Source organism: Pannonibacter carbonis, from assembly GCF_003012935.1.
In the GTDB taxonomy this organism is placed as follows: Bacteria; Pseudomonadota; Alphaproteobacteria; order Rhizobiales; family Stappiaceae; genus Pannonibacter; species Pannonibacter carbonis.
This window is the reverse complement of the sequence record NZ_PUDR01000003.1, coordinates 242,234-265,166: the sequence shown is the minus strand read 5'-3', so window position 1 is coordinate 265,166 and position 22,933 is coordinate 242,234. Positions and strand designations below refer to the sequence as shown.

Sequence of the window (22,933 nt, the reverse complement as noted above, 5' to 3'; positions counted from 1 at the left end):
ATCGCGGGATCGAGAGGCAGGGCCAAGGATGGGACAGGGAGTGATGACTGGTCCCCTGACCGGCCCCGGCAGAGCGCCTGCCGGATCAGACAGTCCCCTGACGCTCCGCGTCCTTGAAACTCTCGCCGAGGCAACACCGCTCTGGACTGCGTTCGAGCGACAAGCGACGCCCGCCTTGTCGCAGGCGCATGACTGGCTCATTCCCTGGTATGCACATGTCGGCAACCGGCTCGGACACCGGCCGTTGATCGTGATCGGAATGCGGGATACGACCCCTGTCTTCCTGTGGCCGCTGGCGCGGGTCGACGGCCCGCTTGGCGTGACGCTGGAATGGCTTGGGGCGGCAAATGGCAACCAGATGCCAGGCTTGTGGTGCCCTGATTCCCTAAATGCCTTGCCCGCGCAAGCCGTGACGGGCGCACTGAACGAGGTGGCAAGAACCGCCGGGGCCGATCAGGTGCGGCTGGTGAATGTGCCAGCGATGCTGGACGGCGTGCCGCATCCGCTTGCCGGACTCCCACATCGCCCAAGTGTCAGTGCCGTGCATGTCGGGCCGCTGGATCAGCCCTACGAGGCATTGCTGCGCAGCCGCCATGACCGCGATGCCCGGCGCAAGCTGGACAAGAAGGCCAAGGGCCTCGCGCGCCTCGGCCCCGTGTCGCTGGTGGAGCCAGTTTCGCCAGACGAAATCCGGGCGCTTCTGGATGTCTTCACCGCGCAGCGCGACGCGCGCGCCAGAACGAGCGGCATTCCGAATGTCTTTGCCGATGCGGGACTGAATGCCGCCCTCATTGCCGCACTCTGTGGGACCGGAGCGCGTCCCCCGGTTCTGCAGATCGTGGGTCTGGAGGTCGCGGGCGTGATCCGGGCGACCTACATCACCGGCCGGTCTGGTAACCGGCTCTGCTGCTATGCCAACAGCATTGCGCAGGATGACAGCCTCCCCTTCAGCCCCGGCGTCCAGCTGCTGACCCTGCTGATCCGCCGGGCCGCCGAGGATCCGAACCTGACGCTGCTTGATCTTGGCCTCGGCGACGAGCGCTACAAGCACGCCTGGACCGACCCGGAGCCGCTCATTGATATCGGCTTTGCCAGATCAGCCCGCGGACATCTTGCGCTGCAGTCGGCAACGTTTCTGTCAGCGCTCAAGCGCCGCGTTCGGGCATCGCGGCACCTCTGGCCGCTGTATCGGCGCCTGCGCAAATGGGCTGCCCGCAGCGAAGGCTGAGGAATGCAAAAGGCCCCGCAGGGAACCGGCGAGGCCTTTGGCATTCCAGAAATCATCTTCAGATGCCGTCAGGCCGCCTTCGAGGTTCCACCCACGCGGCGGACGATGACATCGGCCTCCGTCAGTTCCGAGATCAGGTCCAGCACTTCGGCAAGACGCACCGCTGCCACGCCGCTGCGGCTGGCAACGATCACCTCATCCGCATAGGCCAGCACCTCGGCTGCGGCTGCAGAAGCGCGGTAACGGCCGAGGTCAATGACGATCCGGTCATAGGTCGCGTCGATTGCATCCAGCACCAACGCAAAGCGGCGCGGATCGACATCGGCATTGGCCAGCGGCAGACGACCGGCCTCGATGATGTGCGCCCGCGAGCCGGCATCGCGGTAGATGACTGACGAGAACGACGCATCCGCCGCGACAAGATCCGAGAAGCCGGCGGCAGCTGCCGGATCATCGCTGTCCGGGAACACTTCCATCAACAGGGACATCTCGCCGTCGTCCGCCGACTGGCGTGCCATGTCGAAGGCGAGCTGATGCGACAGATCCGGCTCGGCCGCGCTGACAATCACCGTGCGGCGCGGAGCTGTCGCCGGGCGCGCGGGCTCGCGGACGGACGTCCTGGCACCGCGCGTGTCTTCAGCTGCAGCGGCCTTGGCGGGCGCTGACTTGGCGGCAGGCTCAGGCTTCGGCTCGGTTGCAGCGCGCAGCAGATCGGGCATGGCCACGCTTTCGCTAAGCCGCTCAATCCGGCGGGCTGCCTGATCCAGCGCACGGCGGATGCTGCGTTCCTCGCGCAGGGATGGAGCCGGAGCCGGCTCGATGTCCTCGATGTCCGGCGCCGAATGGCGTGTCTCGCGGACAGCGTCGCGGCTTGCGGGCTGAGATGGGCGGGCGGGCGCGTCGAAACCTGCGGCAGATTTTCGCGGTGCCTCGTCATATGCTTCGTCAACCTCGTCCTCATCCTCGCCATCGCCCGCAAGTGGGGCCTCCTCCGGCGCAAGCCGCGCCGCCACATCACGGTCCTCGTCGAGAACCAATGGGCGGGCAACCTCAACCGGGGCGGCATAGCTTTCGGCGGGCTGCATCGGGCTTAGCGCATCACCGCTCAAGAACTCACGCATGACAACAAAGGTGCAACCAAGCACGAAGGTCGCGAGTGTGGCCGCTATGGTGAACACCAGCACCTTGGGGGATGAAGGCTCGATCGGCACGCCCGCGCGTGAAATCACGCGGGCGTCTGCGGGAAGAGTGTCTGCGTTGAGGCTCGTGTCGGTATTGCGATAGCTGGCAATCAGACCATCCAGCTGCGCCGCCTTGGCATCCGCCTCCCGCTCAAGCTCGCGCAGGCGCACCTGATCGGAGTTGGACCGCGCAGCTGCTTCCTTCAGCTCATCGACGCGCAAGGCCAACGCTGCTGCCTGCTGTTTGGCGACAAGTGCATCGTTTTCAAGTCCACCCAGGATCTTGCGGGCTTCGCTGCGCAACTGCTGATCATAGTCGGCCAGTTGCGATGACAACGCCTTCAGCTGCGGGTGGCCCGGCAACAACGTGGTGGACAGCTCTGCGATGCGCGACTGCAATTCCACCTGCCGCTCGCGAAGGCGCTGGATCAGCGAGGAGTTGAGCACTTCGCTGGCGCTTTCCAGCGATCCGCCGGAGGACAGCAACTGGCGCAGCTGTCGCGCCTTGGCGTCGGCCTCTGCCGCGGCCGCCTGCGCCGAAGACTGCTCGGAGCTGATTTCCGACAGCTGCATCTGGTTCAAGGTGCGATTGTCGGTACCGGTCAAAAGGTCAGCCCTGGCGCGAAAATCCTCGACGGCCTTACGGGCGACCTGAACTTCCCGGCTGAGCCGTGCAATCTGGGGCTCCAGCGCGCTGGCTGCAGCCTCCTGGCCCTTGCGCTTGGCAAGCGACTGCATCTGGATATATTCGTCGACAACGGTGTTTGCGACCTGGGCCGCCAGTTCCGGGCTCCCAGATTTGTATTCGACGGCTATGACACGGGAGCCTTCGAGGCGGTAGACATCCAGATTGCGGAAATAGTGTTTCAGCACACGTTCTTCCGGCGACACCCGCGAGGGGTCGGACGACAGGCCAAGCAGGGCCAACGCCTGTTGCAAAATCCCGACCGAGCCTGATGCCTTGAATTCCGGAACGGAGACGAGATCAAGTCGCTGGGCCACGCGGCGCGCGAGATCGACAGAGTTGAGCAGCTGGACCTGGCTGGTAATCCCCTCCCCGTCCAGCAGCGCGCGGATGTTTTCCGGGCCGCGCGAAACGCCAGGATCAAGAGCATCACTGCTTTCGATCAGCACCTTGGCTTCGCCGGTATATTTCTCCGGCACGAACTGCAGGCCGACAAAAACGCTGACCGCCACCGCAACAACGAGCGGCAACAGCCAGCGTTGCGCCCGCGCAAGCGCACGCATAAGGGCGGCAAGGTCCAGGGCCATATCCTGCGGCTCATAGATGTCGTGCCTAGAACTCATCACACCAACTCCGAGAGGCTTCCGCCAAACTATGCGCAAACATGGTAAGGGAAACATTAAGCTCGGTAGCGATGCAGGATTTCGAAAATTAATCTTTATTAATATGAAATTAACCGCACAAAATACCCTGAAACAACATTCACCCCGTATTAACCATGATTTGCGAGCTTAGGGCCAGCCAGTTCAGGAGTAGATGATGCTTGCCCGCCCGCTTGTCTTTCTTGCCATCGCGCTCGCGCTTGCCGGATGCAGCGGATACAAGCGTCCGCCTACGGCCTTCCATGAGGTCCTGACCCAGCCGTACCGGCTTGACTCCAGCGACCGGCTTCGGGTGATCGTGTTTGGCCAGCCGGATCTCAGCAACAGCTATGTGGTTGATCAGGCGGGTTATATTTCGATGCCTCTGGTCGGCAACGTGGCCGCGCGCGGCCGCACCCAGCAAGAACTGGCCGGGGCCATCGCCGTCGCCCTGCGCAAGGGCTACCTGCGCGATCCTGATGTGTCGGTCGAGGTGGACCAATACCGCCCGATCTTCGTCATGGGCGAAGTCCAGGCCGCGGGCCAGTACCCCTATGTCGCCGGCATGACCGTCCAGAACGCCATTGCCACCGCCGGCGGCTTCTCGCCGCGCGCTGAACAGGCAGGCGCGGACATCACCCGCCAGATCAACGGTGAAATTCTGAACGGGCGTGTCCCCATTACGGACCCTGTCCGCCCGGGCGATACCATCTACATCCGCGAGCGGTTGTTCTGATCCCCGTCCGGATTAACCGGGGACTCATCCTCCCCTGCTAGGGTTTTCCCTGTTGGCGCCACAGGCTCGAAAAAGAAGCCCGGGCGACTGACAGGGAGTTTTGTCATGAGTCCGCACCCTTTGCGGATCATCCACTGCGTGCGCTCGCCCGTGGGAGGAACGATCCGTCATATCCACGATCTGGCGATTGCCCAGGCGAAAGCCGGCCACTCCGTTGGCGTCGTCTGTGATTCCACGACCGGCTCCGATTTCGACGTGGCGATCCTTGAACGGATGCGCCCGCATCTGGCGCTCGGCATCACCCGCTTTGCCATCCAGCGCCACCTGACAATCCAGGACCTCACCGGCGGGCTGACCCTTTATCGCAACGTCAAGGCGCTTCGGCCGGACGTCCTGCACGGCCACGGCGCCAAGGGCGGCGCTTACGTGCGCGTAATCGGCACCCTGCTGCGCTTGCAGGGCCAGGATGTCGCTCGCGTCTATTGCCCGCATGGCGGCAGCCTGCATTATGATCCGAACCGCTTCGAGGGGCGTGTCTATCATCTGCTGGAACGGGTGCAGGCGCGGCTGACCGACGGGCTGGTGTTCGTATCCGACTACGAGCGTGCGGCCTACGAAACCAAGGTTATGCCGCCGCAGGGGCCCGTCCGGGTGATCTACAATGGCCTGAACGATGCCGAGTACGATCCCGTTCGGCCCGGCCCGGACGCCCGCGATTTCATCTATGTCGGCATGCTGCGGGACCTGAAGGGACCCGATCTCTTCATCGAGGCAATCTACAATCTCGGCCTGCGCCGTGCCGCGCCCGTGTCGGCCTATATCATTGGCGAAGGTCCGGATCGCCCGCGCTACGAGCGGATGATCGCAGAGCTTGGTCTTGAGCAGCAGATCACCTTCCTCGGCGCCTTGCCGGCACGCAAGGCCTTCGAGATGGGCCGGGCGCTGGTGGTTCCCTCCCGGGCCGAGGCAATGCCCTACATCGTCCTGGAGGCCATGGCAGCGGATGTGCCGCTCTTAGCCACACGGGTGGGCGGCATTCCGGAAGTCTTCGGCCGGCATGCCGGGCGTCTCGTCGAGCCGGGCGACAGCCATCGTCTGGCCAGCGCCATGGCTGAGATGCTGGATGCGCCGGAACTGGCCCGTGCGCTGGCCCGGGACCTGCGCAACGCCATGGCGGACCGCTTTTCGGCAACGGTCATGTCAAGCCGCATCACCGATCTCTATCATCACCTGCGCGGGCAGGAGCCGCATCCTTTCGAAGGTGCTGCCACCGCCCCGGTCCTTTCCAAGCATTCCGAGCCCAAGTCCATTTTAGCCAGACCGAGCAAACCATGATCGCCATGCCAGCCGACCAGCCCCTCCCCGCTCAGCCAGAGACGACAGCCCCCGATGCGTCCGTCGAGGACGCAGAGGCGCTGCGCAGACGGCTGGCCGATGAACTGCGCCGCAGCACTTCGGGCGACGCAGGGCATCGCCCCGAGATCACCCAGCCGATGATGTCGGCCGATGCCTTGCGCATCGCCGACAGCCTGCGTTCCGACGGCATCTCGCAACCGGTGCTGGAGGGTGTTGTCCGTCTGGTCGACGCCGCCCTTGTGCTTTTCTCCGGCCTTGCGGTTCTCGCGCTCACCGGGGCCGGCTTTGCCGCTCCGGGACTGATGCTCCTGCTGCTTGGCGCGGCCCTCGTCTCTGCGCTCGCCTTCTTCCATGCCTTTGACTGCTATCAGGTGCCGGTGATGCGCGCCGGGCTGGCCCAGGCCGGGCGAATTGGCGGCGGCTGGACGCTGGTGTTTGCGATGTTCGCCATCGCCATCGCCACCACGCCCCTGACCGTCCATGTGCCGGCGACTGCCATCGGCACCTGGTATGCCGCCGGTCTTGCGGCACTTCTGACCGAACGGTTCCTGCTGTCGCGCCTGGTGCGGCGTTGGATGGCCAATGGCCGGCTGGAACGCCGCGCCGTCATCGTTGGCGGCGGGACGGCGGCGGCCGATCTCATTCACGAACTGGAATCGCAGAAAGACAACGACATCCGAATCTGCGGCATCTTCGACGACCGCGCCAATGACCGCTCGCCGGCCGTTGTCGCCGGCTACCCGAAACTCGGCAACATCGATGCGCTGGTGGAATTCGCTCGCCGCGCCCGCATCGACATGCTGATCGTCTGCATCCCGCTGAGAGCGGAGCAGCGCGTCCTCGAGTTGCTGCGCAAGCTCTGGGTCCTGCCGATCGACATCCGCCTGTCCGCCCACACCGACAAGATGCGCTTCCGCACCCGTGGCTCATCCTTCATCGGCACGGTTCCCTTCGTCGACGTGGTCGAAAAGCCGATCACCGACTGGGACATGGTCGCCAAGCGCGTGTTCGACGTGGTGGTGGCAAGTCTTGCCATCGTTGCGCTTGCGCCGGTGATGCTGGCCACGGCCATTGCCATCAAGCTCGACAGCAAGGGGCCGGTGCTGTTCCGTCAGAAGCGCTACGGCTTCAACAACGAGATCATCGACGTGCTGAAGTTCCGCTCGATGTTCGCTGACATGGCGGATCCGGCGGCGAAAAAGGTCGTCACCAAGGGCGACCCGCGCGTGACCAAGGTCGGCCGTTTCATCCGCCGCACCTCCATCGATGAACTGCCGCAGCTCTTCAACGTGCTTGCCGGCACCTTGTCGCTCGTCGGCCCGCGCCCCCATGCCGTCAACGCCCACACCAATGACCAGACCTGGGATGAGGTCGTCTACGGCTATTTCGCCCGGCACAAGGTGAAGCCGGGTGTCACGGGCTGGGCCCAGATCAACGGCTGGCGCGGCGAAGTCGACACGCAGGAAAAGATCCAGAAGCGCGTCGAGTTCGACCTCTACTACATCGAGAACTGGTCGATCCTGTTCGACATCAAGATCCTTGCCCTGACGCCGGCGCGGCTACTCAACACGGAGAACGCGTATTGAGCGACGCTCTCACAGCGGCTGCGCCAAGCGGGTTTCTGCGCGGACGGGGCCTGCCCCTCCGCCGGCTCGGCGATGCGGCCCTGTGGCTGGCGGTGTTCCTTGGCGGCTTTGTCATCGCCGAACCTGCGCCCTATGAGCTGCTGGTGGCGCTGCTGATGGTCATCTGGCTGCTGGCCGGACTGAAATTCCGGCGCGAGATCGGGCCGATGATCGTACTGCTGCTGCTGTTCATGGCTGGCGGCATCATGGCGGTGCCCTTCGCCCGCGACCTGCCGGCGGGTACCATGCATATGGCGGTTGCAGCCTTTCTCGGCGCCACGGCCATGTTCTACGCCGCCCTGATTACAGAGCGGCCAGACCGGGTTGTCATCGTCGAGCGTGCCTATATTGCCAGCGCGTTCTTCTGCGCCCTACTGGGCATTCTTGGCTTCTTTGATCTCATCCCGGGCGGCGAGGCCTTTGTCCGGAACCTGCGCGCAAAGGGCACGTTCGAGGATCCGAACGTCTTCGGCCCGTTTCTTCTCCTGCCGACACTGCTGCTGCTGCGCCGAGTGATGACGGGTGCCCCATCGACCTGGGGCCTCGCCCTGATCGCCCTGCCGGTCCTGGTACTCGGGATCTTCCTGTCGTTTTCGCGCGGTGCCTGGGGCATGATGGCGGTCGCGGGCGTCGTCCTGTATCTGTTGCTCCTCGTCAATGAACAGCGGCCAGCCCGCCGGTTTCGACTGCTCCTGCTGGCAGGTGCCGGCGTGCTGGGGATTGCGCTTCTGCTTCTTGTCGCGCTGTCGATCGATCAGGTCTCCGACCTGTTCGCTGAACGTGCCAAGCTGGTGCAGCCCTATGACGGATCACGTCTCGGCCGCTTTGCCCGCTACAGCCTGGGCTTCGAAATGGCGATGGAACGCCCGCTGGGCCTTGGGCCGCTTGAGTTCAACAAATACTTCCCCGAAGACGAGCACAACGTCTACATGAAGGCCTTCACCGCCTATGGCTGGCTCGGCGGTATCGTCTGGCCGATGCTGATGCTGTGGACGCTTGTGGCGCTGGGACGTCAGCTGTTCCGGCACCGCCCCTGGACGCCCTTCGCCCAGTGCCTCTTCGCCGTGCTCCTGGTGCATGTCTTCGTCGGCGTCGTCATCGACATCGACCGCTGGCGCCACCTCTTCCTGCTGATCGGCCTCGCCTGGGGCCTGATCGCCGCCGACAAGCTGTATGACCGGCGTCATGCGTTCCGCCACCGAAGCCAGCCATCTGTGGACAGCCCAACCACGCAAGCCTTGCGTCGGCGAAGCGAAGCGGTTAGAGAGGGCGCAGTCGGGCAGTAGCGCAGCCTGGTAGCGCACTTGACTGGGGGTCAAGGGGTCGTCGGTTCAAATCCGGCCTGCCCGACCAAATCACGATGTTGTCTCGCACTTCCCCCAGAAGTGCCGCCCAGGACAACACAGAAGACAGTCAGCCCGTCCCTGGTTGAAGCCTTCCCTTCAGCACCTCAGGGTGCACTCAAGAAATCGACAACCTTTCCGTGCCATGCCAATATGCCTTGATTGACGGGGCATGGCAGTTGACACGAGACAATCGTCCACCGCGATTTCGGCCGCTTGTACTTGCTGCCCTCCCGGTCCATCATTTCAGCCGATTTGGCTTGATGCTGCCCGAGGGCCAAGTCTCATTCACAATTCCGGCCCAGAAACACGCTTGGAAATCTCATCCAGATACGTTCCTGTCATGCCTTCCTTACCTGTCGCAGACAGTCGTCGACCCAACGCATGTCGGTCAATCGCCCAAGCACCTGCACCAGGGATTTGAACTTGTCAGAGAGGTAAATGCAGTCGGCCTGATTGTTCTGGTGGCAGTCTTGGCCAAACCTGTTGCGGGCGAGTTCTATCTCGTGAAGTCCACATATCCGATTGACCGGGACAAACTGGAACGGCGTCTGCGCAAGGGGCATCTGATCGCGACCAAATAAAAAACCCCGCTGAAGCGGGGCTTTCTATTTTCGCCAGGGTGCCAAGTCCTGGATCTCTTCACCTTGCGGCTACTAACCCTTGCGGGTGCGTGGGGAGGCCGTTCCCACCTCGAAATCTTCAATTAGAAGATGTGCGCTCTGCTGCCTTTTGTCAAGGACACCGCCCAGATCAACAAACGAGCTTCGATCAGCGCGCCTGATCGAGAAGTCTCTTGCACTCCAGCAGTTCAAACAGGGTCGCCTGAAGGCGCCTGACGTCGTCCTTCGAAAGGGCTGCGTTGCCTCCAGCATGCACCTCCCCCTTTTCGGCGCGAAACCGCTCCATGAACCGGAAGCTGCTGCTCTTGGCCTGAGCGGCGTGCACGCGCGGATCATCATCGGACAGGAGGCCTTTTGGCAGGACTTCGCTCGGCAGACCGTGACCGGGCTCAGCACGCGCCGGGGCCGGCGCTTGCTCGACCACGGCTGGCCGGCGAACCGGCGTTTCCAGGCGAGGTGTCTCGTCTTCGTCGTCTTCAAGATCGACGCGCGCTGCAACGGACAAGGGAATGGCGTCCTCGCGCCAGATCTGCATTACGAAGCGCGGACCCTGTTCCTTCAGGATGCGCTGAACGCCCTTGATCGTATAGCCTTCGCCGTAAAGGAGATGCCGGATGCCGCGCAGCAGTTCGACGTCATCGGGGCGATAATAGCGGCGGCCACCGCCGCGCTTCAGCGGCTTGATCTGGGTAAAACGGGTCTCCCAGAAGCGCAGCACGTGTTGTGGCAGGTCGAGATCCTCGGCCACCTCGCTGATGGTGCGAAACGCATCCGGGCTTTTCTCAAGCGACATGGTGATCGTTTCTCCCCGGCATCTGCCGGTCTCGCTTCGCGCAGGCATGGCCAGCCTGCCTTCAGTCAAACAGGTTCACTGCCGCGAATCCCGCCGTCCCCAGTCTAAACGAGTTGCAAGGGCACGCGGCAAAAACAAGAAAGTCTGACGGCAATCCGCACAAGTCAGGCAAATCCCGGCGATCAGTCCCTCGACGAACGCCGATCACCGGGCGAACTGGAAAAGCAATGGCCCCAAAGCTATGGCAATACCAGCCCTCAGCCGAGGCGCCAGCTCCCCTTGTGCAGCGATACAGGTCGAGGCGCGGCACCACATCTGACATCGGCCGGCAACCATCGCCAGAGCGGCAGTCCGGAACCGCGGGCAGAATCAGGCGTCGTGCCCCTCACCGGCCAGCGTCTCGTTGATCTTCTGCTTGAGGATGTTGCTCGGCTTGAACACCATCACCCGCCGCGGCGAGATTGGCACCTCTTCACCGGTCTTCGGGTTGCGCCCGATCCGCTCACCCTTGGAACGGACAACGAAGGACCCGAATGACGAGAGTTTGACGGATTCGCCAGTCACAAGGCAGTCGGATATCTCCGCCAAGACACGCTCGACCAGTTCGGCGGACTCCGTTCGCGAGAGACCCACCTTCTGATAGACGGCTTCACATAGGTCTGCGCGCGTCACGGTCTTGCTGCCCATGGCCCCTCCTTGCCTCAAATCATCGATCCGGCTGATTTTGCTGCAAAAGTTACGTTCGCCAATACGGTATTGTGTCCGCCGCGACCGGTCAACCCGCTCTTGCGCCCGCAGGCGGGCGCAAGGCGAGTTTCCTCACCAGCGCAGCAGCGCGGAGCCCCAGGTGAAGCCGCCACCCATGGCTTCCAGCATGACGAGATCGCCGCGCTTGATTCGGCCATCGCGCACCGCCGCATCCAGCGCCAGCGGGATAGAGGCCGCCGAGGTGTTGCCGTGCTGGTCGACCGTGGTCACCACCTTCTCCGGAGCGATGCCGAGCTTCTTGGCGCTGGCATCGATGATGCGCTTGTTGGCCTGATGCGGCACGAACCAGTCGAGATCGTCCGAACCGAGACCGGTGGCCTTGTAGGCATCTTCGATCACGTCGGTGATCATGCCGACCGCATGCTTGAAGACTTCCTTGCCTTCCATGCGCAGGTGGCCGACCGTCTGTGTCGAGGACGGCCCGCCATCGACATAGAGCTTGGACTTGTGGCTGCCGTCCGAGCGCAGATGTGTCGTCAGGATGCCGCGGTCGGCGATAGACCCTTCAGCCTGGCGTGCTTCCAGCACCACGGCCCCGGCGCCATCGCCGAAGAGGACGCAGGTGGTGCGGTCCTGCCAATCAAGGATGCGTGAGAAGGTCTCGGCCCCGATCACAAGGGTGCGGCGCGCCTGGCCGGAGCGCAGGAAATTGTCGGCCGTCGCCAAGGCAAACACGAATCCCGAACAGACAGCCTGAATGTCAAAGGCAAAGCCGTGATGCATGCCCAGTTCATGCTGGACGGTCACCGCCGTCGCCGGAAACGTGTTGTCCGGCGTTGCCGTCGCCAGGATGATGACGTCGATGTCCTTCGCCTCAAAGCCGGCATTGTCCAGCGCGCGGCGGGCTGCCTTGACCGCCAGATGCGAGGTGAACTCGCCTTCCGAGGCGATGTGGCGCTTGCGGATGCCCGTGCGCTGGACGATCCAGTCGTCGCTGGTGTCGACCATGGACGCCAGTTCTTCATTGGTGAGAAACTTCTCGGGCAGATAGCTGCCGCAACCGAGAACGGTCGAACGGATCACGCTCACACTTCACCTTCAGAGTTGTCAGAGGGCACTGCAAACCGGCCACGATGATAGTGGACCAGGTCCTGTGCGATCTTGTGAATGAGTTCGTTGCGCACCATGCCATGGGCAAGGGCGATTGCGGCGGCAAAGCCTTCGGCGTCGGTGCCGCCGTGGCTCTTGATGACGACGCCATTGAGACCGAGGAACACCCCGCCGTTGACCTTGCGCGGATCCATCTTCTCGCGCAGCCGGTCAAAGGCACCCTTGGCCAGCAGATAGCCAAGCTTGGCGAGCAACGTCCGCTGCATCGCCGCCTTCAGGTAGCCGCCAATCTGCTTGGCCGTGCCTTCCGCCGTCTTCAGCGCGATGTTGCCGGCAAACCCTTCGGTCACCACGACATCGACCGTGCCCTTGCCGAGATCATCGCCCTCGACAAAGCCGGCATAGGAGAAGGACCGGAACGGCACTTCCTTGAGGATCCGGCCCGCTGTGCGGACTTCCTCCAGCCCCTTGACCTCCTCGACGCCAATGTTCAGGAGGCCAACGGTCGGCTTTTGCACGCCGAACAGCGCGCGCGCCATGGCACCGCCGAGGATGGCGAAATCGATGAGCTGCTGGGCATCCGCGCCGATGGACGCGCCCACATCAAGCACGACGGACTCGCCGCGCGCGGTCGGCCAGATCGCGGCGATGGCGGGGCGTTCGATATTCGCCATAGTGCGCAGGCAGAACTTGGACATGGCCATCAGCGCGCCGGTGTTGCCGGCCGAGACGGCGACATCGGCATCGCCCGTCTTCACCGCCTCGATGGCCCGCCACATGGACGAGCGCCAGCGGCCCTGGCGCAGCGCCTGGCTCGGCTTGGCGTCCATTGCCACAGCGACATCGCAATGAAAGAAGGTCGAGGCATCGCGCAGGCGCGGGTACTTCTCCAGCAAGGGCAGCACGACGCGCTCATTGCCATAGAGAAGGAAGCGGATGTCGGGATGACGCAGAAGCGCAAGCTCGGCGCCCGGAAGCACCATTTCCGCGCCAGCATCACCGCCCATGACATCGAGAGCAATATGAATGGGTTTCGCCATTGGCAGGTTCTTGTTGTCCTTCAGAGCGGCGGACGACGCGCCACGAACGGGTCAGTCTCCGCGCCGGACTAGACTGCCCCACGCTCAGCCGGTCGCGTCCCCGGCCCGTGAGGGGCCGCAGCGCAGCGAACATAGCGGTTTCGAGGCGCGAGACAACCGTTTTCAGGATCGGGACCGGGCTTATACTGACCCCGAACGCGCCATTTCCAACCGAATTCGTTGCGATACTCCGACGCGGGATGGCCGGGTTACTGCGGATCCTGATCTTTCAGCTTTTGCAAGACGGCAAAAGGATTGGGCCGTTCGTCTTCTGCTTCATCGGCTTCCACCGGCGCCTTGAAGGCCAGTTCCGCGCCAGGGGCCCTCGGGAACGGATCCAGCGCCAGCACGAACTGCTCACACACCAGCGCCCCCAGATCGATAATGCCATCGACGATTTCATCCGGCGGCTCGGGAGCCTCCAGATCGATCTCGATCTCGCCGTCTTCGGCCAGGTCCGGAGCGCGGCGGCCGACCGCCGGAGCCGGCTCATAGGCGCGCTCGAAACTGTCGCTCACCTGCATCGGCACCGGCTCCAGCGTCACCACGCAGCGCTGCGCGCCTTTGGCCGTCACAGTGCCGATGACAAAGGCGCCGGCCTTGTGCCAGGGACGAACTTCGAGGTCAGCCGTTAGGGACGTGAGTTCGACGAGACCGTAGGCCTCCGCCATGCGGGCAAGCTCTGCGGTGTCGGGAACAATCTTGACCATCTGCGACTTGTTGCCGAGGCGGGCAACATCGAAACGGTGGCTGAGGGGAAAGGCAACATCAGACATGAGCAGATCCTTCCGCCATGGACTGCGGATCAGGCCAGGACAGCTTGGCGGCGAGGACATCGCCCACCGGAACTGCCGCCAGCGCCGGGCCGGCGGCCATGGCATAGCGGGCCAGCGCCAGTGCGGCGGCCGGACTGGAGCTTTCGGGGAAAAAATTTCGGTCGATGGCAGCAGCCAGCGCATTGAGATCACCGGCATCGATGGCTGCGCCATAGGCAGCGGCGCGGCCGAAGAAGGCCTCGGCCATGCGCTTGACCTTTTTAGGCACGGCATTGTCGGAGATGCCCATCTCGCGCAGAGAGCCGTCCATATCGGCAAAGAAGATGTCAAAGACCGATTGCGACACGGCGACGGCTTCCTTGCCTTCTCCTTGCAGCCGTCGGAACAGCAACATGGCATGCAGGATGATCATGTCGAAACGCCCGTCGACTGTATCGGGAGCGCCGAGGTCAGCATAAAACACAGGCTGCCGGGCCTGAGCCACGATGGCGCCATAAAGGACGTATTCGGATGGTTGTGTCCGGCGGCGAAACAGGCCAAAAACCATATCAAGCCTCTCGCAATGCGGTGACTGTGGGTGTTGCCTTGTGCCCTAACGCAGGTTACTCGCTTTGCCAAGGAACGAATTCAGATACGCACCGGGCTCCGGCTCCGGTTCAATGGGAACGGGAACGCAGGAATGAAGATCAAGTCGCATGTGGTGATGCTTCCGATTCTCCTCGGCCTGACCGTTGGAGGCTGCTTCACCCAGACCTTCAATCACGGCCATTCCATTTCCCCGGACATGCTGCAGCAGGTTCAGGTCGGCTCGAGCAAGGAAAACGTCGAGCTGGTGCTCGGCTCGCCGTCCACCACCTCCGACATCAGCGGCCTGACCTATTATTACATCTCGCAGGTGTCCGAGACCACCGCCTTCATGGGCAACAAGATCGTCGAACAGCGCGTCGTTGCCGTCTATTTCGACGAGGACGGCTTCGTCAAGGACATCGCCAACTACGGCATGCAGGATGGCAAGGTGTTCGACTTCATCACCCGCACCACGCGCACGGGCGGTGCCGACTACGGCTTCATCACCCAGATCCTGCGCGGCGCCACCACCCCGTCGCTCGGCCTGTAAGGCAGTTGCGACTGTACGTCATCAAAGCCAAAGGCCCCGGATCACTCCGGGGCTTTTTTGCGTTCCGGCGCTTGCGCTGATTTCTGTCCGCCAGCCCGCACCCGTCCTCCTGCTTGCCACGCCGCGTCGCCGCTGCCTCCTCGCCCGTCGCCCCTGCCCCTCTCCCTCTCTCCGGCGTCATCCCCGCCCCGTTGTTCAGACTTGTGCGGGGATCCACACGGACTGACCACTCGAACGGACGCATCAAGCTTCGACGCAGCTGGATCCCCGCACGGGGCACTGCTGTCCGGACGCCGCAGGCTCCCCAAAGAACAAAAGGCCCCGGATCACTCCGGGGCCTTTTCTCTTTCAAGGGCCGCGATGCCCCTGTCCTCAATGCGCCAGCACGGCGAGGAGCAGCAGGGCGACGATGTTGGCGATCTTGATCATCGGGTTGACGGCCGGACCGGCGGTGTCCTTGTAGGGGTCACCGACCGTGTCGCCGGTCACCGCGGCCTTGTGGGCGTCAGAGCCCTTGCCGCCGTGATGGCCATCCTCGATGTACTTCTTCGCATTGTCCCAGGCACCGCCGCCGGCGGTCATCGACAGGGCCACGAACAGGCCCGTGATGATGATGCCGAGCAGCATGGCGCCGAGCGCGGCAAAGGCGTTGGCCTTGCCGGCGATCATGTTGATGATAAAAAAGCCGGCAATCGGCGACAGCACCGGCAGCATCGACGGCACGATCATCTCGCGGATCGCCGCCTTGGTCAGCATGTCGACCGCCCGGCCATAGTCCGGCCGCTCGGTGCCCGCCATGATGCCCGGCTTTTCGCGGAACTGCCGCCGCACTTCCTCCACCACAGCCGCCGCCGCACGGCCGACAGCCGTCATGGCGATGCCGCCGAACAGATACGGCAGCAGGCCGCCGAAGAAGAGCCCCACGACCACGTAAGGGTTGGACAGCGAGAAATCGAGTGTCTCGTTGGTCAGGCCCTGGAAGTAGGGGTACTTGTCCGAGTTGGCGATGAAGAAGCGCAGATCCTCGGTGTAGGCGGCAAACAGCACCAGGGCGCCGAGACCGGCCGAGCCGATGGCGTAGCCCTTGGTCACGGCCTTTGTCGTGTTGCCGACCGCATCGAGCGCATCGGTTGTGACACGGACCGACGCCGGCAGATCCGCCATTTCGGCAATGCCGCCGGCGTTGTCGGTGACCGGACCGAAGGCGTCGAGCGCCACCACCATGCCAGCCAGCGCCAGCATGGTCGTCACCGCGATGGCAATCCCGAACAGGCCAGCCAGCGAATAGGTGACGATGATACCGGCGATGATGATGATCGCCGGCAGGGCGGTTGCTTCCATCGAGATGGCAAGGCCCTGGATGACGTTGGTGCCATGGCCGGTGACCGAGGCCTGGGCGATGGAGCGCACGGGGCGGAAGCCGGTGCCGGTGTAGTACTCCGTCACCCAGATGATCAGGCCGGTGACGGCCAGACCCGCGATGCCGCACAGATAAAGGTCCATCGGCGTGAAGCTGAGGCCACGCGATGTGGTGAGCACCCCGTCCATGCCGCCGAACACCCAGGAGGTGACCGGATAGAGGATGATCAGCGACAGCACTGACGTGGCGATGAAGCCCTTGTAGAGCGCGCCCATGATGGAGTTGTTGGCACCGAGCTTCACGAAGAAGGTGCCGATGATCGAGGTGATGATGCAGGCCCCGCCGATGGTCAGCGGATAAAGCATAGCCGCGGAGGTCGAAGGCGTTCCGGCGAAATAGATCGCCGCCAGCACCATGGTGGCCACCAGCGTCACCGCGTAGGTCTCGAACAGGTCCGCCGCCATGCCGGCGCAGTCACCGACGTTGTCGCCCACGTTGTCGGCGATGGTTGCCGGATTGCGCGGATCATCTTCCGGAATGCCGGCCTCGACCTTGCCGACCAGGTCGCCGCCGACATCCGCACCCTTGGTGAAGATGCCACCGCCCAGACGGGCAAAGATCGAGATCAGCGACGCGCCGAAGCCGAGAGCCACAAGGGCATCGATGACGACGCGGTCGGTGGCGGCATAGCCGAGGCCACCGGTCAGCACCGCGTAGTAGACGGCAACGCCGAGAAGCGCGAGACCAGCCACCAGCATGCCGGTGACGGCACCGGACTTGAAGGCGATCTCGAGACCGGCGGCAAGGCTCTTGGCCGAGGCCTGCGCGGTACGCACATTGGCCCGCACGGACACATGCATGCCGATGAAGCCGGCCAGCGCCGACAGGATCGCGCCTGCGGCAAAGCCGATGGCGACCAGCATGCCCAGGAGCAAGGCCCCGAGAATGAAGATCACGACACCGGCAACGGCGATGGTCGAATACTGGCGGGTCAGATAAGCCTGTGCGCCTTCCTGGATCGCCCCCGCGATCTCCCGCATCCGTGCATTTCCGGCATCGGCTGCCATGACGGACTGAATGGCCCAGATCCCGTAGCCAATCGCCAGGAATCCGCATGCTATGACAACGACAAGCTCGGTCATGAGTCCTCCCCAAGTGACGCGCAGCCCTCGCCATGCTGTTTCGGATTTCTGTTATGCGGCAAGGAGCTGCAGACCGGCCCCGTGCGTGTGCCTTCTGGTTTTGGCAAGTACCCGATCAATTCCCCGGCACGGGACAACGGGGCCACGGTAACAGGTAACAAGTGGGGTTGGTCAAGCTCTACCTGCAGAAACTGACGAGAACATCAGCACTTCCGTCCTTGCACTGCGGCAGCCGCAGTGCATCATTTTTCGCAGCGCGATAATCCCTTATGTACAACCGGCTTTTTACTTAAGCCAGCGCATCGTCGGTTGAACTGCGGCGCAGCACCAGCATCATAACGACGCAGATTGCGGTGACCGGGAACACCAGCATGTTCACCGTGCCCCAGCCGAAATTGTACAGCAGCGATCCGGACGAGAACGAGGCGAAGGCGACAAAGCCGAACACCAGAAAGTCATTGGCGGACTGGACCATGTTGCGTTCCGACGGGCGGTAGCAGGCGGTCAGCATGGTCGTCGCACCGATGAAGCCGAAGTTCCAGCCAACACCCAGCAGGATCAGCGCCACCCAGAAATGGCCGACCTCCTCACCGCTCAAGGCAATCACCGCGCAGCCACACAGCAGCGCCAGGCCGACCAGCACGATGGTGCGCACGCCAAAGCGGGCAATCAGCGAACCGGTGAAGAAGCTCGGGCCGAACATCGCCAGCACGTGCCACTGGATCGCCAGCGCCGCGTCGGTCGTTGTCAGGCCGCAGCCGATCATCGCCAGCGGGGTCGCGGTCATGACCAGGCTCATCAGGGCATAGGAGACGATGCCGCAGGTGACGGCGACGATGAAGCCGGACTGGCGCATGATCTCGCTGAGCGGGCGGGCATCACCGGCCTGTGCTTTGGCCATCGGCGGCGGCGACTTCAGGAACCAAAGCACCAGAAAGGCAAGGAACGACAGTCCGGCCAGCGCCACGTAGGTGCCGGCAAACAGGATCGGCGCGAACAGGTCACGGGTCAGGATCACGGTCTGCGGACCGATCACGCCCGCCAGAATACCGCCTGCCATCACCCAGGAAATCGCTCGCGGCCGGAACGCCGGGCTCGCCGTGTCCGCGGCAGCAAACCGGAACTGCTGCACGAAGGCCGTCACGAAGCCCATGGCGGCGCAGGCCAGCGTGAACAGCCAGAAGTCAGCGACAATTACTGCCCATGCCGCGAGCAGCGACGTAAAGGTGCCGCCGATGGAGGATCCGAGAAAACTGTGCCGGCGGCCGAAGCGGCGCATGATCATGCCGGCCGGCAACATGCCAAGCGCGGTGCCCAGCACCATGAAGGACACAGGCAGCGTCGCGAGTGACTTGTCGGACCCGAGCAGGGCCGAGCCGATCAGCGGCCCGGTGGCAATCACGATGGAGGCCGATGCGCCGCCCAGGGCCTGGGCAAAGGCGAGCAAGGCAACATTGCGACGGGCAATACGGTCGTCGACACCGGCAGCGGCGTCAACTGCGGAAGACGGATGGCTCATGATGAAAACTCCGCCTCGGCCAGAAGCAGGCATGTCCTGCGGGCGAGGGAGACAGTAAGGGCGGGGCACCGGAGCTTTCACCCGGCTCACCATCAAAAGTGTCGGAAGCCGCCGTCGCCTGCAAGCGGAAAACTTGCGCCCTTGCGAAAATACCGAAGCACCCCGGTGCTTGCCTCAGCACTCACCGCCTTGCCGATACAGGCAAGTGCAACGCCGGCCGCGCGCGCGTCCGCCTCCAGCAGGCCGGCACGATCCGCGGGGACAGCGACAAGCAGTTCATAGTCATCACCGCCGCCGAGACACGTTGCCAGCCGGGCCGGATCGCGGGCAAGCACAGCCTGTGCTGCGGGCGAGAGGGGAATGGCGTCGATGTCGATGTGAAGGTCAACGCCGGAGGCTGCCGCCATATGTCCGCCATCGCCGGTCAGACCATCGGAGATGTCCATGGCCGCGCTGGCATGGGCCAGCACCGCGTCCGCCAGTCCGCAGCGCGGCTGTGGCAGCAGATAGCGATCCAGTAGGTAATCGGTGCAGGCCGCATCCAGCCCCAGGCGGGCCGCCAGATCCGGCTCATAGCGCAGCCGGACACCCAGGGCGGAATCGCCCAGCGTGCCGGTGACATAGATGAGATCCCCAGCCCTTGCGCCATTGCGCCGAACCGCAAGGCCCACCGGCACTTCGCCAATGGCGGTCACAGACAGCAGCAGCTTGCCACCGGAGGCAATGGTATCGCCGCCAAGCAGCGTGATGCCAAAGCTGGCCTGATCGCGCGCAAGGCCGGCGCAGAACGCTTCCAGCCACTCCGCCGTCCAGTCCTGCGGCAGGGCAAGCCCGAGCAGATAGCCGCGCGGCCGCGCGCCCTTGGCGGCAAGATCCGACAGGTTCACCCGCAGCGCCTTGGCGGCAATGGCCTCCGCCGGATCGTGGGAAAAGAAATGCACATCGGCCGCAAGGAGGTCCTTGGTCAGGACCAGCTCGCAGCCCGGCGATGGCGTCAGGGTTGCTGCGTCATCGGTCAGGCCGAGGGCACCGGGATCGCTGGCAAGAGGAGCGAAGTAGCGCCTGATCAGCGCGAACTCGTGCGGCCTGTCGCCAGCCATCAATGTTGCCTTCAGTCCGTCTTGTCTGCCGGTCCGCCGGCATCCTCATCGTCATCGGCCTGCACGCGCGGCGGCAGTTCCGCACTGCGCAGCTCATGCGCCAGACGGTCGAGCACGCCGTTGACGAGCGGCGGCTCGTCGTCGGAATAGAACGCCTTGGCGATGTCGATGTACTCGGAAATGATCACCTTGGGCGGCACGTCCCGGCGGCGCAGCAGCTCGAAGCTGCCAGCGCGCAGGATGGCGCGCAGCAGGCTGTCGATCCGCTTCAGCGGCCAGTCTTCGGCCAGCGCGGTGTGGATGAACGGGTCGATCACCCGCTGGTCTTCCACAACGCCCTTCACCACCGACTTGAAGTAGTGTTCGTCGGCGTCCAGGTACTGGGCGCCGTCGACTTCCTTGCCAAGACGGAATGCGGTGAACTCATTGATGACATCGGTCAGCGACGAGCCGCCGATATCCATCTGGTAGAGTGCCTGCACCGCGCCGAGGCGGGCGGTGCCGCGCTTGTTGGCCGGTTTGACACCCCGGCTGGCTGCGTTGTCTGCCCCGTCAGTCATCGTGTCTCAGACCCCGAGCTTCTCACGCAGGGCGATCATGTCGAGCGCCGCGCGGGAGGCTGCACCACCCTTGTCCTTGTCGGTCATGCGGGCACGAGCCCAGGCCTGATCGTCGTTTTCGACGGTCAGGATGCCATTGCCGACAGCCAGGTCCGCGTCGACGATGAGGTCCATGATGACGCGGGCCGATTCATTGGCAACGATATCATAATGCGTGGTCTCGCCGCGAATGACACAGCCGAGCAGCACGAAGCCGTCGTAGAACGTGCCCTCGTTTTCCATCGAGGTCAGCACCATCGACAGGGCAGCGGGGATCTCGAGCACACCGGGCACCTGGATGCGGTCATGAGTCGCCCCGGCCGTCTCGAGCGCCTTGGCCGCGCCTTCATACAGGGCGTCAGCGATATCTTCGTAGAATCGGGCTTCGATAATCAGGACGTGCGGGGCGGAGCTCATCGGTCGGTCGCTTTCACTTGAGATTGTAAGGGGTCAGGAACCATGCCTGACCCCGTTTGTCCAGCCCTCGGCTTGAAGGGCTGCCTATCGGTCGAATTCGGCAAGGCGCGCGGCATAGCGCGCCATCATGTCCACTTCAAGATTAACGTGGTCACCTTCCTGCCGTTCCCCCCATGTGGTGGCGCTGAGGGTATGGGGAATGAGGAACACGGAAAACTCGGTTCCCTCGACCTCGTTGACCGTCAGGGACGTGCCATCGAGGGCAACCGACCCCTTGCGGGCGATGAAGCGGGCAAAGTCGGGCGTCGTGTCAAAGCGGTAGTAGACGCTGTCCGGGTGATCCCGGCGCGTGACGATGCGCGCCAGCCCGTCAACATGGCCGAGCACCAGATGGCCGCCCAGTTCCGTGCCCAGCGACAGCGAGCGCTCGAGGTTGAGGCGCATGCCCGCGCGCCAGTCCTTCGCGGTCGTCAGGCGCAAGGTCTCCGCGCCACTTTCCACCTCGAACCAGTTGCCCTCGCCGTCGCGCCCCTTGGCGGTCACCGTGTGGCACGGCCCGCCGCAGGCGATGGAGGCGCCGAGGTCAATGCCGTCCGGGTCATAGACGGTGGAAATGCGCGTGCGCTTGCCGGCGGGGATGTCGATGACCGAGCGGATCACGCCGACGTCGGTGACGATACCAGTGAACATGTCAGATCTCCTTGCGCGCCAGGCGCGTCAGCCGGTCCGGGCCATGCACGGCGGTTCCGGCCAGCCGGTAAGTGGGGCATTCGGTCAGTGCCGCCAAGGGGCGTCCGGCGAAGGGCAGGATTGCGCCGGGCCCAAGGCTTGGCCGTCCGGTGAAGATGAAGGCCTCGTCGATCAGTCCGGCGTCGAGGAAACTGGCAGCCACCTGCGCCCCGCCCTCCACCATCAGCCGGGTGATGCCGCGATTGGCCAGCGCCGTCACGGCGACAAGCGGGTCGATGCCCGCGTCACTGGGCGGAACGCGGATCACCAGCACGCCGGCTGCTGTCAGCGCCTCGACCCTTTCCGGATCCGCGTCATTGCCGGCGATCACCCACACCGGTACATCGGCAGCACCGCGCACCATCCGGCTCGTCAGCGGCAGGCGCGCCTGCCGGTCCAGCACCACGCGCACCGGTGAGCGGTTGCCCATGCCGGGCAGACGGCAGGTCAGCTCCGGATCATCAGCAAGCACGGTGCCGATGCCGACCAGAATGGCGTCATATCTGGCCCGGAGACCATGCACCATCGCCCGCGCCTCGGGCCCGGTGATCGCCACCTGCCCCTCCCCGTGCCGGCCGATGCCGCCATCGGCAGAGACAGCGAGCTTCAGCATCACCAGCGGTCGCATGGCGGTCACGCGCAGATTGTGTCCCGCATGCAGCCAGCGCGCGGCCTCTTCCTCAACGCCCGCCACCACATCCACACCGGCCTCGCGCAGGATCGCGATGCCACGGCCGGAGACGCGCGGGTTGGGATCAAGACAGCCAACGACCACCCGGCGCACGCCCGCCTCGACCAGCGCCAGCGAACAGGGCGGCGTGCGGCCGTAGTGCGAACAGGGCTCCAGCGTGACATAGGCGGTGGCCCCGCGTGCGGCTTCGCCAGCGCTGCGCAAGGCGCTGACTTCGGCATGCGGTCCACCTGGGCGCGCGGTGACGCCGCGCCCAACAATCCGCCGCTCAGCCCCCTCGCCCGCGACAATCAGCGCGCCGACCGAGGGGTTGGGCCAGACACGCCCCAGTCCGCGCGCGGCCAGCGCGATCGCGGCCCGCATCGCCCTGGCGTC

Annotated in this window: 21 protein-coding genes and 1 tRNA gene; 8 read left to right on the top strand and 14 right to left on the bottom strand. The window is 64.2% G+C overall.

The genetic code is table 11. The features are described from left to right. Nucleotides 1–43 precede the first annotated feature (43 nt). The gene (locus tag C8348_RS05455) at nt 44–1,228 is read left to right on the top strand and encodes a GNAT family N-acetyltransferase (protein ID WP_157950382.1); all 1,185 of its coding nucleotides are present in this window, start codon (nt 44–46) and stop codon (nt 1,226–1,228) included. Between the two features lie 68 nt (nt 1,229–1,296). On the opposite strand, the gene C8348_RS05450 is transcribed toward C8348_RS05455, so the two are convergent. Further along, entirely contained in the window at nt 1,297–3,717 is a 2,421-nt protein-coding gene (locus C8348_RS05450) for a GumC family protein (protein ID WP_106752259.1), read from the bottom strand. Between the two features lie 196 nt (nt 3,718–3,913). Between C8348_RS05450 and C8348_RS05445 the strand changes: the two genes are divergently transcribed. The 6 genes from C8348_RS05445 (at nt 3,914) to C8348_RS22235 (ending at nt 9,379) form a co-directional block, all read left to right on the top strand. Further along, nucleotides 3,914–4,471, top strand: coding sequence for a polysaccharide biosynthesis/export family protein (locus C8348_RS05445; protein ID WP_106752258.1), 558 nt, complete (start codon nt 3,914–3,916; stop codon nt 4,469–4,471). 105 nt (nt 4,472–4,576) lie between these two features. Further along, complete coding sequence (locus tag C8348_RS05440) at nt 4,577–5,806, top strand: glycosyltransferase family 4 protein (protein ID WP_106752257.1); 1,230 nt, start codon at nt 4,577–4,579, stop codon at nt 5,804–5,806. Then, nucleotides 5,803–7,413 (top strand): undecaprenyl-phosphate glucose phosphotransferase, encoded by a 1,611-nt coding sequence (locus C8348_RS05435; RefSeq protein ID WP_425270808.1) that lies wholly within the window; start codon nt 5,803–5,805, stop codon nt 7,411–7,413. The genes C8348_RS05440 and C8348_RS05435 overlap by 4 nt, the downstream gene beginning before the upstream one ends. Then, on the top strand, nt 7,410–8,738 hold the full coding sequence (locus C8348_RS05430; protein WP_198646937.1) for an O-antigen ligase family protein: 1,329 nt from the start codon (nt 7,410–7,412) through the stop codon (nt 8,736–8,738). Before C8348_RS05435 ends, C8348_RS05430 begins: the two co-directional genes overlap by 4 nt. After that, nucleotides 8,729–8,805, top strand: a tRNA-Pro gene (locus C8348_RS05425). The genes C8348_RS05430 and C8348_RS05425 overlap by 10 nt, the downstream gene beginning before the upstream one ends. Nucleotides 8,806–9,058: 253 nt before the next feature. Continuing rightward, nucleotides 9,059–9,379: a hypothetical protein gene (locus C8348_RS22235; protein WP_208983565.1), complete on the top strand. Its 321-nt coding sequence runs from the start codon at nt 9,059–9,061 to the stop codon at nt 9,377–9,379. Nucleotides 9,380–9,566: 187 nt separating this feature from the next. Here C8348_RS22235 and C8348_RS05420 read toward each other — a convergent pair whose 3' ends face one another. From C8348_RS05420 to C8348_RS05395, 6 genes are all read right to left on the bottom strand, one after another. Next, on the bottom strand, nt 9,567–10,211 hold the full coding sequence (locus C8348_RS05420; RefSeq protein WP_106752256.1) for a MerR family transcriptional regulator: 645 nt from the start codon (nt 10,209–10,211) through the stop codon (nt 9,567–9,569). Between the two features lie 369 nt (nt 10,212–10,580). Continuing rightward, nucleotides 10,581–10,898, bottom strand: a complete 318-nt coding sequence (locus C8348_RS05415; RefSeq protein WP_106752255.1) for an integration host factor subunit alpha — start codon at nt 10,896–10,898, stop codon at nt 10,581–10,583. A gap of 132 nt (nt 10,899–11,030) precedes the next feature. Continuing rightward, the gene (locus C8348_RS05410; RefSeq protein ID WP_106752254.1) at nt 11,031–12,008 is read right to left on the bottom strand and encodes a beta-ketoacyl-ACP synthase III; all 978 of its coding nucleotides are present in this window, start codon (nt 12,006–12,008) and stop codon (nt 11,031–11,033) included. After that, on the bottom strand, nt 12,005–13,069 hold the full coding sequence (gene plsX, locus C8348_RS05405) for a phosphate acyltransferase PlsX (protein ID WP_106752253.1): 1,065 nt from the start codon (nt 13,067–13,069) through the stop codon (nt 12,005–12,007). Before plsX ends, C8348_RS05410 begins: the two co-directional genes overlap by 4 nt. 248 nt (nt 13,070–13,317) lie before the next feature. Then, complete coding sequence (locus C8348_RS05400) at nt 13,318–13,884, bottom strand: YceD family protein (protein WP_106752252.1); 567 nt, start codon at nt 13,882–13,884, stop codon at nt 13,318–13,320. Next, nucleotides 13,877–14,431, bottom strand: a complete 555-nt coding sequence (locus C8348_RS05395; protein WP_106752251.1) for a ubiquinol-cytochrome C chaperone family protein — start codon at nt 14,429–14,431, stop codon at nt 13,877–13,879. The genes C8348_RS05400 and C8348_RS05395 overlap by 8 nt, the downstream gene beginning before the upstream one ends. Before the next feature lie 132 nt (nt 14,432–14,563). On the opposite strand from C8348_RS05395, the gene C8348_RS05390 reads away from it, so the two are divergent. Then, nucleotides 14,564–15,001 (top strand): outer membrane protein assembly factor BamE, encoded by a 438-nt coding sequence (locus C8348_RS05390; RefSeq protein WP_106752250.1) that lies wholly within the window; start codon nt 14,564–14,566, stop codon nt 14,999–15,001. A gap of 372 nt (nt 15,002–15,373) precedes the next feature. Here C8348_RS05390 and C8348_RS05385 read toward each other — a convergent pair whose 3' ends face one another. The 7 genes from C8348_RS05385 to ribD form a co-directional block, all read right to left on the bottom strand. Further along, the gene (locus C8348_RS05385) at nt 15,374–17,503 is read right to left on the bottom strand and encodes a sodium-translocating pyrophosphatase (protein ID WP_106752249.1); all 2,130 of its coding nucleotides are present in this window, start codon (nt 17,501–17,503) and stop codon (nt 15,374–15,376) included. Between the two features lie 289 nt (nt 17,504–17,792). After that, nucleotides 17,793–19,022, bottom strand: coding sequence for an MFS transporter (locus C8348_RS05380; RefSeq protein WP_106752248.1), 1,230 nt, complete (start codon nt 19,020–19,022; stop codon nt 17,793–17,795). Between the two features lie 92 nt (nt 19,023–19,114). Beyond that, nucleotides 19,115–20,122 carry a thiamine-phosphate kinase gene (gene thiL, locus C8348_RS05375; RefSeq protein ID WP_106752247.1) on the bottom strand — a complete coding sequence of 336 codons (1,008 nt, stop codon included), beginning with the start codon at nt 20,120–20,122 and terminating at the stop codon, nt 19,115–19,117. 11 nt (nt 20,123–20,133) lie between these two features. Beyond that, on the bottom strand, nt 20,134–20,682 hold the full coding sequence (nusB, locus tag C8348_RS05370; protein ID WP_106752246.1) for a transcription antitermination factor NusB: 549 nt from the start codon (nt 20,680–20,682) through the stop codon (nt 20,134–20,136). 6 nt (nt 20,683–20,688) lie between these two features. Further along, on the bottom strand, nt 20,689–21,138 hold the full coding sequence (ribH, locus tag C8348_RS05365) for a 6,7-dimethyl-8-ribityllumazine synthase (RefSeq protein ID WP_106752245.1): 450 nt from the start codon (nt 21,136–21,138) through the stop codon (nt 20,689–20,691). An 84-nt stretch (nt 21,139–21,222) separates the two neighbouring features. Further along, on the bottom strand, nt 21,223–21,828 hold the full coding sequence (locus C8348_RS05360; protein WP_106752244.1) for a riboflavin synthase: 606 nt from the start codon (nt 21,826–21,828) through the stop codon (nt 21,223–21,225). A gap of 1 nt (nt 21,829) precedes the next feature. Continuing rightward, nucleotides 21,830–22,921, bottom strand: coding sequence for a bifunctional diaminohydroxyphosphoribosylaminopyrimidine deaminase/5-amino-6-(5-phosphoribosylamino)uracil reductase RibD (gene ribD / locus C8348_RS05355; RefSeq protein ID WP_106752243.1), 1,092 nt, complete (start codon nt 22,919–22,921; stop codon nt 21,830–21,832). Between the last annotated feature and the right edge of the window lie 12 nt (nt 22,922–22,933).